Origin of the sequence: Collimonas sp. OK607, from assembly GCF_900111995.1 — a bacterium.
Classification (GTDB): domain Bacteria; phylum Pseudomonadota; class Gammaproteobacteria; order Burkholderiales; family Burkholderiaceae_D; genus Collimonas.
Genome location: NZ_FOKF01000009.1, coordinates 134825 through 145145 on the forward strand (window position 1 = coordinate 134825; position 10321 = coordinate 145145).

At 56.7% G+C, this 10321-nt stretch carries 8 protein-coding genes and 1 pseudogene; 7 read left to right on the forward strand and 2 right to left on the reverse strand.

The features are described 5' to 3' along the window. Positions 1–39 precede the first annotated feature (39 nt). Positions 40–1206, reverse strand: a complete 1167-nt coding sequence (locus BM029_RS08985; RefSeq protein ID WP_092434889.1) for a S1C family serine protease — start codon at positions 1204–1206, stop codon at positions 40–42. 62 nt (positions 1207–1268) lie between these two features. Here BM029_RS08985 and BM029_RS08990 point away from each other — a divergent pair, with 62 nt between their 5' ends. From BM029_RS08990 to BM029_RS09020, 7 genes are all read left to right on the forward strand, one after another. After that, positions 1269–2036 (forward strand): Nif3-like dinuclear metal center hexameric protein, encoded by a 768-nt coding sequence (locus BM029_RS08990; protein WP_092434891.1) that lies wholly within the window; start codon positions 1269–1271, stop codon positions 2034–2036. Between the two features lie 40 nt (positions 2037–2076). Further along, the gene (locus BM029_RS08995) at positions 2077–2463 is read left to right on the forward strand and encodes an RNA-binding S4 domain-containing protein (RefSeq protein WP_092434892.1); all 387 of its coding nucleotides are present in this window, start codon (positions 2077–2079) and stop codon (positions 2461–2463) included. Positions 2464–2831: 368 nt separating this feature from the next. Continuing rightward, positions 2832–3500 carry a TetR/AcrR family transcriptional regulator gene (locus BM029_RS09000; protein WP_170851025.1) on the forward strand — a complete coding sequence of 223 codons (669 nt, stop codon included), beginning with the start codon at positions 2832–2834 and terminating at the stop codon, positions 3498–3500. A 22-nt stretch (positions 3501–3522) separates the two neighbouring features. Then, positions 3523–5313 (forward strand): acyl-CoA dehydrogenase C-terminal domain-containing protein, encoded by a 1791-nt coding sequence (locus BM029_RS09005; RefSeq protein WP_092434895.1) that lies wholly within the window; start codon positions 3523–3525, stop codon positions 5311–5313. Between the two features lie 154 nt (positions 5314–5467). Next, positions 5468–7855 (forward strand): 3-hydroxyacyl-CoA dehydrogenase/enoyl-CoA hydratase family protein, encoded by a 2388-nt coding sequence (locus tag BM029_RS09010; RefSeq protein WP_092434897.1) that lies wholly within the window; start codon positions 5468–5470, stop codon positions 7853–7855. A gap of 14 nt (positions 7856–7869) precedes the next feature. Next, the gene (locus BM029_RS09015) at positions 7870–9066 is read left to right on the forward strand and encodes an acetyl-CoA C-acyltransferase (RefSeq protein ID WP_092434899.1); all 1197 of its coding nucleotides are present in this window, start codon (positions 7870–7872) and stop codon (positions 9064–9066) included. Between the two features lie 136 nt (positions 9067–9202). Further along, positions 9203–9967 carry an enoyl-CoA hydratase gene (locus BM029_RS09020; RefSeq protein ID WP_092434901.1) on the forward strand — a complete coding sequence of 255 codons (765 nt, stop codon included), beginning with the start codon at positions 9203–9205 and terminating at the stop codon, positions 9965–9967. Between the two features lie 57 nt (positions 9968–10024). Here the strand turns inward: BM029_RS09020 and BM029_RS09025 are convergent. Further along, a pseudogene (locus BM029_RS09025) lies at positions 10025–10321 on the reverse strand (DDE transposase); the annotation flags it as partial.

Genomic DNA, 10321 nt, shown 5'->3' on the forward strand with positions numbered 1-10321 from the left:
TGTGCGATTGTGCAATTGCGGGTGGACAGGATCGCGCATCTATTCTTGAACCCGTTTCATCGGCGGCCGCTTGCCGACCACGGCTTCCACAGTGGTTTCCTGAGCCTTGCGCAATACCGTCAATTTTGTTTTGCTGCCAGGTTGTAGCTGGGCAATCAGATTGGTCATGTCGTTGCTGTCGGTGATCGGCTTGCCGTCGATCGCTACCAGGATATCGCCCGGTTTCAAGCCCGCCTTGTCGCCCGGACCATTCTTGATCACACCGGCGATGATGGCGCCGGTGCTTCGGTTCAAGCCAAAGCTTTCTGCCAGTTCCGGTGTGATGTCCTGCGGTTCGACGCCAATGAAGCCGCGCACCATATGGCCGGTATTGATGATCGATTCCATGACGGTTTTTGCGGTAGTCATAGGTACCGCAAAACCGATCCCGAGCGAGCCGCCGGTGCGCGAATAGATGGCGGTATTGATGCCGATCAGGTTGCCGTTGGTGTCAATCAAGGCGCCGCCGGAATTGCCCGGATTGATCGCGGCGTCGGTCTGGATGAAGTTTTCAAACTGATTGATGCCGAGATGGCTTCTGCCTAGCGCCGAAATGATCCCCATGGTGACCGTCTGACCGACGCCGAACGGATTGCCGATCGCCAGCACGACATCGCCGACGCTGGCCTGGTCGGCACGGCCCAGCGTGACCGCAGGCAGGTTCGGCAAATCGATCTTGATCACGGCGAGGTCGGTTTCCGGATCGGTACCCACCACTTTGGCACTGCCAGTGCGGCCATCAGCCAGCGCCACTTCGATTTCATCGGCGGCTTCGACCACATGGTTATTGGTCAGGATATAACCCTGCGAACTGACAATGACGCCTGAGCCGAGGCTGGACTGCTTCTCGTCCGCATCGTCGCCGCGATCGCCGAAGAATTTCCTGAGCAGCGGATCTTCCATCACTTCCGGGCTGACCGGCTTGGCGTCCTTGCTGGTGAAAACATTGACCACTGACGGCATCGCCCGCTGTGCGGCCTGGCGATAAGAACCCGGCGTCGGCGTTCCCGGCGCGGCTTCTTGCAACGGCACCTTGGAGGTGGCGATGTGCAAGGGCGAGCTGGTCAGAGCGCCGTTTATCCATTCTGGCTTCAAGGTCGTTACAATGAACCAGATCGCTAAACCGACGGTGATGGTTTGCGCAAATAACAGCCAGAAGCGTCGCATAGTGAAGTCTTAGGTTAAGTAGAAAATCGAAAATCGAGGTAAAGAATCGTGAGGCAAAAGCCATGAATCAGAAATCGGTAAATCGCGACGAACTCGCAAAATATCTTGCCGAAGCATTAAATATTACACAGTTCCGTGATTATTGCCCAAATGGCTTGCAGGTGGAAGGACGGGCTGAAATCAGGCGCCTGGTGACGGGCGTTACCGCCAGCTATGCATTGCTGGAAGCTGCCGTGGCCAATGGCGCAGACGCGATCCTGGTGCATCACGGGTATTTCTGGCGCGGTGAGGACGCGCGTGTCGTTGGTCCTAAGCACAAACGCCTGAAATTGCTGTTGGCGCATGACATCAATTTGTTTGCCTATCATTTGCCGCTCGATGCCCACCCGGATTTTGGCAACAACGTGCAATTGGCGCAGCAATTGGATCTGCTGCCGAATGGCCGCTTCGGCGACGATAACCTGGGCTGGCTGGGAAGCGTGAGCGATCCGCTGGTCCGCACCGTGGGTGATCTGGCTAACCTGATCGAGCGCCGCCTGCATCGCACGCCGGTCCTGATCGGCGATCCGTCGCAGCAATTAGGGCAGATTGCCTGGTGCACAGGCGCTGCGCAGAATTTCCTGGGAGACGCGATTGCCGCCGGGGCCGGGGTATATGTCAGCGGCGAGATTTCCGAGCCGACCGTGCATCTGGCGCGTGAAACCGGCGTGGCTTACCTGGCCGCCGGCCATCACGCGACCGAACGCTATGGAGTGCAGGCCCTGGGGCGTCATCTGGCAGAGCGTTTCAGCTTGCAGCATCAATTCATCGATATCGACAATCCGGTGTAATTGCGCGGATTGACCATTGGCTAAGCAGGTAAATCAGAACATGAGTAAAACAGTCGAAGCAGTGCGTATCGACAAATGGCTATGGGCGGCGCGGTTTTTCAAGACCCGCACGCTGGCGAGCGATGCCGTCGATAACGGCAAGGTCAGATTGAACGATGAGCGGACCAAGCCCGCGCACAACCTCAAAATCGGCGATATCCTGGCAATCGACAATGGCGCCAGCGTCTGGGAGGTGACGGTATTACTCTTGAGTGATACCCGCAGCTCGGCGGCAATTGCGCAGACGCTTTATCGGGAAACGGAGCAAAGTATGGTGAAGCGCGCAACGCTGGCAGAAGATAGAAGGTATTTCCGTGAGCCGACCATGGAGATTAAAGGGCGGCCAACCAAGCGCGACCGCCGTCTGCTGGACAAGACCCAATCTTAGTTCCGGCAGGCCTCTGGAAAATCATTATTTGGTGCCATTTTGACATCGCACCTCTGCAATTTTCGGGCTAGCTTGGAACTGCCCGGAACGTTTGCAGCTACCAACTCTCTCAGTCGGGCTGTCCCAATAGGCGTCCGACCTGTTTCGAGGGGGTTCTCGGTAGAACTGCGCCTCTAAGTCGCTGTTTGACATTTCGATTCTGGTGCATAATAGTACGAGCGTTCGCATTCTTGTTTGAAAGCTGTTTTTAAAACTGTTTTCAAACAAGACGCCGATCGCATTAAGACTCATTAGCCGGGCTCATTTGCCAGACTCAACCAGACAGAGGTAGGACTATCGTGGCACATACTGACATGCCGCCGAAATTCATGCGTAAAGGCGAACTGACGCGCGCAGCGATTCTCGACGTCGCCATCACGCTGGCGAGCCGCGACGGCCTTGAAGGTCTGACGATCGGCTTGCTGGCCGAAAAAATGAACATGAGCAAATCCGGCGTGTTTGCCCATTTCGGCTCGCGTGAAGACCTGCAGATCGAAGTGGTGAAGCTGTACCACCGTCAGTTCGAACAGGAAGTATTCTATCCGAGTATCAAGGAAGCACGCGGCTTGCCACGCCTGGAGGCCATGTTTGGACGCTGGATCCGGCAGGTGACGATTGAAATCGCCTCCGGTTGCATCTATATCAGCGGCGCAGTCGAGTACGACGATCGTCCCGGTGAAATCCGCGAACAACTGGTCTCCATGGTGCGCACCTGGCAGGACGCTTTGCACCGTTGCACCGTGCAGGCAATCGAAGCCGGTCATCTGCGTGCCGATACCGACGCCGAACAGCTGGTCTATGAAATGTACGGCCTGATCCTGGGCTTGCATCACGACGCACGTTTTCTGAAAAAGGCTGGCAGCGTGGAGCGCGCTCAAAAAGGCTTTGACCGCCTGATCGACAGTTATCGCGATCCGGCATCGCTCCCGACTGCAAAGAAATCCTCACAAACGAATCAAAAAATCGCTGCCAAAACGTCAGCTAGATCAATCCAGTAAATACAATCATCAGGAGAGCACCATGGGTCAATACGTCGCGCCGCTGCGGGATATGCAATTCGTCATGCACGAGTTGCTGCATGTAGAAGATGAACTGAAACAATTGCCGAAGCATGCCGATATCGATGCCGATATCATCAATCAAGTGCTGGAAGAAGGCGGCAAGTTCACTTCTGAAGTCCTGTTCCCGCTGAACCACTCCGGCGATCGCGAAGGCTGTCATCACGACAAGGCCACGCATACCGTGACCACGCCTAAGGGCTTCAAGGAAGCCTACAAGCAATACGTTGAAGCCGGCTGGCCTTCATTGTCATGCGATCCGGAATTCGGCGGCCAAGGCTTGCCGCTGGTGATGAACAATGCGTTCTACGAAATGATGAATTCGTCGAACCAGGCCTGGACCATGTACCCTGGCTTGTCGCACGGCGCTTACGAATGCCTGCACGCACACGGTACGCCAGAACAGCAAGCGCTGTACCTGCCTAAACTGGTATCCGGCGAATGGACCGGCACCATGTGCCTGACTGAAGCCCATTGCGGTACCGATCTCGGCATGCTGCGCTCGAAAGCCGAGCCGCAAGACGACGGCTCCTACAAGATCACCGGCAGCAAGATCTTCATTTCGGCCGGCGAACACGACATGTCAGCCAACATCTTGCATCTGGTGCTGGCACGGTTGCCAGGCGCGCCTGAAGGCTCGAAAGGCATTTCCCTGTTCCTGGTACCGAAATTCCTGCCCAATGCAGATGGTTCGCTGGGTGCACGCAATCCGATCACTTGCGGCGCGATCGAAGAAAAAATGGGTATTCACGGTAATTCGACCTGCCAGATGAATCTGGACGGCGCCACCGGCTGGATCATCGGCGGTGCGCATAAAGGCTTGAACGCGATGTTCGTGTTCATGAACGCAGCCCGTCTCGGCGTTGGCATGCAAGGCCTGGGTTTGACAGAAGTCGCCTACCAAAACGCCTTGGTTTATGCCAAGGACCGTATCCAGATGCGTAGCCTGTCGGGCATCAAGGCGCCGGACAAGCCAGCGGACCCGATCATCGTTCATCCTGATGTGCGCCGCATGCTGTTGACAGCAAAAGCGTATGCTGAAGGCGCACGCGCATTCTGTTCGTATGTCGCGCTGCAGTTGGACAAGGAATTGAATCACCCGGACGAAGCAGTGCGCAAGGATGCTGCCGATGAAGTTGCCCTGTTGACGCCGGTGGTCAAGGCTTTCATCACCGACAATGCCTGGACTGCCACTTCGGAATGCATGCAGGTGTACGGCGGCCACGGTTTCATCGCCGAATGGGGCATGGAGCAGTATGTGCGCGATGCCCGTATCAACATGATTTACGAAGGCACCAATACCATCCAGTCGCTGGACCTGCTGGGTCGTAAGGTGTTGATGGATAACGGCGCCAAGCTGAAGAAATTCGGCGCCAAGGTGCAAGCGTTCATCGAAGAGAACGGCGCCGACGAAGCCATGTCGGAATTCATCACGCCGTTGGCGGACCTGGGCGACAAGGTCAGCAAGCTGACCATGGAAATCGGCATGAAGGCTTTCCAGAATCCTGACGAAGCTGGCGCCGCGGCGGTTCCTTACCTGCGCGTAGTCGGCCATCTGGTCTACGCCTACTTCTTTGCGCAAATGGCAAAGATAGCACTCGCCAAGCAAGACTCAGGCGACAAGTTCTACGTTTCCAAGCTGGCGACTGCACGTTTCTATTTCGCCCGCCTGCTGCCGGAAACTGCAATGCTGATTCGTCAGGCGCGTTCCGGTTCGGCCAGCTTGATGGCATTGGATGCGGATTTGTTCTAAGTAGGGTGGGCACCTGTGCCCACGCGTGACCGCGATAACCGGAGCGCAAACCTTGACAGAAGTAGGTATGTACATGAAGTGAGTTCAAGCGTGGGCACAAATCACAAATACGCCCACCCTAGGAATATTTTACTGAATTAACCAGGAGACTACAGTGTCCAATTTCATCGTTAAAAAAGTCGCCGTGCTCGGCGCCGGCGTGATGGGTGCGCAAATCGCCGCCCACTGCCTGAACGCCAAAGTGCCGGTAGTCCTGTTCGATTTGCCAGCCAAGGAAGGTCCGAAGAATGGCATCGTCCTGCGCGCTATCGAAAACCTGAAAAAACTCAGCCCGGCGCCACTTGGCAAAAAGGATGATGCAGCGCTGATCGAAGTCGCTAACTACGAAGACAACCTGGACGTACTCGCCGGTTGCGATCTGATCATCGAAGCGATCGCCGAGCGCATGGACTGGAAGCACGACCTGTACAAGAAAGTCGCGCCGCACATTGCGCCAAACGCGATCTTCGCGTCCAACACTTCCGGCCTGTCGATCACCGCTCTGTCGGAAGGTTTCGACGCTGAATTGAAAGCCCGCTTCTGCGGCGTCCACTTCTTCAATCCACCGCGCTACATGCACCTGGTTGAACTGATCCCGACCGCGAGCACCAAGCCAGAGATCCTCGATCAGCTGGAAGGCTTCCTGGCGACAACGCTGGGCAAGGGCGTGGTCCGCGCTAAAGATACGCCTAACTTCATCGCTAACCGCGTGGGCGTGTTCGGCATTTTGTCGACAGCTCACCAGGCTGAAAAATTCGGCCTGTCAGTCGATGTCGTCGACGACCTGACCGGCGCCAAGCTGGGTCGCGCCAAGTCGGGTACTTTCCGTACCGCCGACGTAGTTGGCCTGGATACCATGGGTCATGTAATCAAGACCATGCAAGACACCCTGAAGGATGATCCTTTCTACGGCGTGTACGCAACGCCGCCGCTGTTGGCCAAGCTGGTCGAAAAGGGCGCGTTGGGGCAGAAAACCGGCGCCGGCTTCTACAAGAAGGTTGGCAAGGACATCCTGCGTATCGATGCCGCCACGGGCGAATACGTTACCGGCGGCGGCAAAGCCGACGAACTGGTGGCGCGCATCCTGAAAGACAAGGATCCGGTCAAGCGTATGAAGACACTGCGCGAATCGACCAATCCGCAAGCGCAGTTCCTGTGGGCTATTTTCCGTGACGGTTTCCATTACATCGCAGTCCATATGGAATCGATCGCCGACAATGCGCGCGACATTGATTTCGCCATGCGCTGGGGCTTCGGCTGGAGCGTAGGCCCGTTCGAAATCTGGCAAGCCGCCGACTGGAAGCAGATCGCCGGCTGGGTCAAGGAAGATATCGATGCCGGCAAGGCACTGTGCAATGCACCACTGCCAGCCTGGGTATTCGATGGCCGTACCGGCGTGCACGCTGCTGATGGTTCCTACTCGCCAGCGAAGAAGGCGAATGTCGCCCGTTCCACTTTGCCGGTCTACGAGCGCCAGGTATTCCGCGCACCGTTGCTGGGTGAAGGCGTGGCCGATGGCAAGACTGCCGGCACCACTGTATTCGAGGACGATTCGGTACGTGCATGGCATCAAAACGACGACGTACTGGTCCTGTCGTTCAAGACCAAGATGCACGTCATCGGACCTGGCGTCATCGCCGGTTTGAACAAGGCGGTTGCCGAAGCAGAAAAGAATTACAAGGGCCTGGTGCTGTGGCACGCGGATGCAGCTGAAGGCGGCGCATTCTCTGCCGGCGCCGACCTGCAATCGATGCTGCCGTTGTTCATGTCGGGCGGCGCCAAGGCGATCGAGCCGATGGTAGCTGAGTTGCAGCAAGCATTCATGGGTCTCAAGTATGCGAGCGTGCCGGTGGTTGCTGCAGTGGCCGGCCTGGCGCTGGGCGGCGGTTGCGAATTGGCGCTGCACACAGCTAAACGTGTGGCATCGATCGAATCGTATATCGGCCTGGTTGAAGTTGGCGTTGGCTTGATCCCTGCCGGCGGCGGGTTGACGGAAGCAGCAGTACGTGCCGCCAATGACGCCAAGGGCAACGATATCCTGCAATTCCTGAAGACTTCCTTCATGAATGCGGCGACTGCGAATGTGTCGAAGTCGGCACTGCAAGCGCAGAGCATGGGTTATCTGAAAGCTACCGACGTGATCGTATTCAATGCATACGAATTGCTGCACGTGGCAAAGGTCGAGGCGCGCGCCATGTTCGACGCCGGCTATCGCCCACCGCTGAAAGCGCAGATCCCGGTCGTAGGCCGTGACGGTATCGCCACTATCCTGGCGCAGCTGGTCAACATGCGCGACGGCGGTTTCATCTCGGCACATGACTACAAACTGGGCCACATGATTGCCAACATCGTTTGCGGTGGCGAAGTCAACGAAGGCAGCATCGTGAATGAACAATGGTTGCTGGACCTGGAGCGCAAAGCGTTCGTCGAACTGCTGAACAACCCTAAGACGCAAGAGCGGATCATGGGCATGATGCAGACCGGTAAGCCTGTTCGGAACTAACGAGGAAGATTAAAATGAGCAAACAACTTCAAGAAGCGTATATCGTTTCCGCCACTCGGACTCCAATCGGCAAAGCGCCGCGCGGCATGTTCAAGAACACCCGTCCGGACGACCTGCTGGTGCGCGTCATGCAATCCGCCATGGCGCAAGTGCCGGGCCTCGATCCTAAATTGGTGCAGGACGCCATCATCGGCTGTTCTTTCCCTGAAGGCGCGCAAGGCTTGAACATGGCGCGTAACGCCGTGCTGCTGGCCGGCTTGCCGAACACCATCGGCGGCGTCACCGTCAACCGCTACTGCGCATCCGGCATCACCGCGATCGCCATGGCTGCCGACCGCATCCGCGTCGGCGAGGCAGACGTCATGATCGCCGGCGGCGCTGAGTCGATGTCGATGGTGCCGATGATGGGTTTCCATCCTTCGGTCAACATGAACGCGTTCAAGGATGAGAACGTCGGCATGGCCTACGGTATGGGCTTGACTGCTGAAAAAGTGGCGCAGCAATGGAAAGTCTCGCGTGAAGCGCAAGATGCGTTCTCGGTAGAGTCGCACCGTCGTGCCATCGCCGGCCAGCTGGCTGGTGAATTCAAGGACGAAACCGCATCCGTCGACATCATCGAGCGCTTCCCTAACCTGGCGACCGGCCAGATCGACCTGAAGAACCGCACCGTTGATCGTGATGAAGGCGCACGTGCCGAATCGTCGATGGAAACACTGGGCAAGCTGAAGGCAGTGTTCGCCGCAAAAGGTACCGTCACCGCAGGCAACAGCTCGCAAATGTCGGATGGCGCGGGCGCCCTGATTCTGGTCAGCGAAAAAATCCTCAAGGAATTCAACCTGACCCCGCTGGCACGCTTCGTCTCGTTCGCAGTACGTGGCGTACCACCGGAAATCATGGGCATTGGTCCTAAGGAAGCGATTCCTGCAGCGTTGCGCGCCGCCGGCCTGACCCAGGACCAACTGGACTGGATCGAATTGAATGAAGCATTCGCAGCGCAAGCGCTGGCAGTGATTCAGGATCTCGGCCTGGATCCATCCAAGGTCAACCCGCTGGGCGGCGCGATTGCGTTGGGCCACCCGCTTGGTGCTACCGGCGCGATCCGTGCGGCAACCGCGATTCACGGCATCCGTCGCCGCAACCAGAAATACGGCATGGTCACCATGTGCGTTGGTGCGGGCATGGGCGCTGCCGGTATTTTCGAGCGCATGTAATTGTATGAAGCAAGCAGATTGTCATAAGCAATCGTAAAAAACGAGAAAGCCGTGCTGTTATCCCCCGCACGGCTTTTTTGTCTTCTTTAATTTAATCGACGCGCCGCGTATTTAGTGCGCTGAACCGGAGCACCAGATGGATATATTGACTAGTAAAGAGAATGGCATCTTGACGATTGAATTCAATCGTTTAGAGAAGAAGAATGCGATCACTGCCGCGATGTATCAGACCATGGTCGATGCCTTGAAAGATGCGGAGACAGATAGCGCGATCAGGGCGATTTTGTTTACCGGCAAGCCGCAGATATTCAGCGCCGGCAACGATCTCGAAGATTTCATGAAAAACCGGCCGACAGGTATCGAAAGCCCGGTGTTTCAATTCCTGTGGCAAATCAGCCATGCCAGCAAACCGCTGGTGGCTGCGGTGGCGGGTGCCGCGGTTGGCATCGGCACTACCATGTTGATGCACTGCGATCTGGTGTATGCCGCTGACAATGCCCGTTTCTCGATGCCGTTCACGCAACTGGGTTTGTGCCCGGAAGCTGCTTCCAGCTTGATCTTGCCGCAGATTGCAGGCTACCAGCGCGCAGCAGAAAAGCTGTTGCTGGGCGAGGCGTTTTCCGCAGAAGAAGCCAATGCCATGGGCCTGGTCAACAAGATATTGCCGGCGGAAGAATTGCTGGCGTTTGCGCAAGCGCAGGCCGCCAAGCTGGTGGCTTTGCCTGCGGCGTCGATCCGTCTCACCAAGAGTCTCATGAAGGGTAGCCAGACCGCTGAAGTAGAAGCACGGATGCAGCAGGAGATCGAACATTTCGGCGCGATGTTGACTGCGCCGGAAGCCGCAGAGGCATTCACGGCTTTCTTCGCAAAACGTAAGCCGGACTTCAGTAAATTTGCCTGAAGTATTGCTTTTGCCAGCGTGAAAAAAAACCCGACGCCAGGTCGTAATGCCGTTCAGTTAAGCAGGTTTTCGTAGAACGCGAGTAGCATAGCGCTGTGGTTTTGCCTTAACGGCCCGGTCGAATTTTCGATCGGGCCGTTCGTCATTGAGAAGGCTAACGAGCCTTTCACGGAGATGCTTCATCGAAGCGGGCAGCTTGCCGTAGGACCTGGTGACGGCGGCCCAGTGAAGCTCGAACTGGATCAAATGAAAGGCGCGGATGAAGCTTACTTGCGTGGGTTCACATTTGGCCACCAATGCTGCCTTGGCAATCTCCAGGCGAATCATGTTGTAGGCGATCAGGGTGCCCCATAT

Bases quoted from the DNA above. Each gene is read 5' to 3' on its own strand.
- BM029_RS09020 (WP_092434901.1), top strand. From the start codon at position 9,203: ATGGATATATTGACTAGTAAAGAGAATGGCATCTTGACGATTGAATTC.
- BM029_RS08985 (WP_092434889.1), bottom strand. From the start codon at position 1,206: ATGCGACGCTTCTGGCTGTTATTTGCGCAAACCATCACCGTCGGTTTA.
- BM029_RS08990 (WP_092434891.1), top strand. From the start codon at position 1,269: ATGAATCAGAAATCGGTAAATCGCGACGAACTCGCAAAATATCTTGCC.
- BM029_RS09015 (WP_092434899.1), top strand. From the start codon at position 7,870: ATGAGCAAACAACTTCAAGAAGCGTATATCGTTTCCGCCACTCGGACT.
- BM029_RS08995 (WP_092434892.1), top strand. From the start codon at position 2,077: ATGAGTAAAACAGTCGAAGCAGTGCGTATCGACAAATGGCTATGGGCG.
- BM029_RS09005 (WP_092434895.1), top strand. From the start codon at position 3,523: ATGGGTCAATACGTCGCGCCGCTGCGGGATATGCAATTCGTCATGCAC.
- BM029_RS09000 (WP_170851025.1), top strand. From the start codon at position 2,832: ATGCGTAAAGGCGAACTGACGCGCGCAGCGATTCTCGACGTCGCCATC.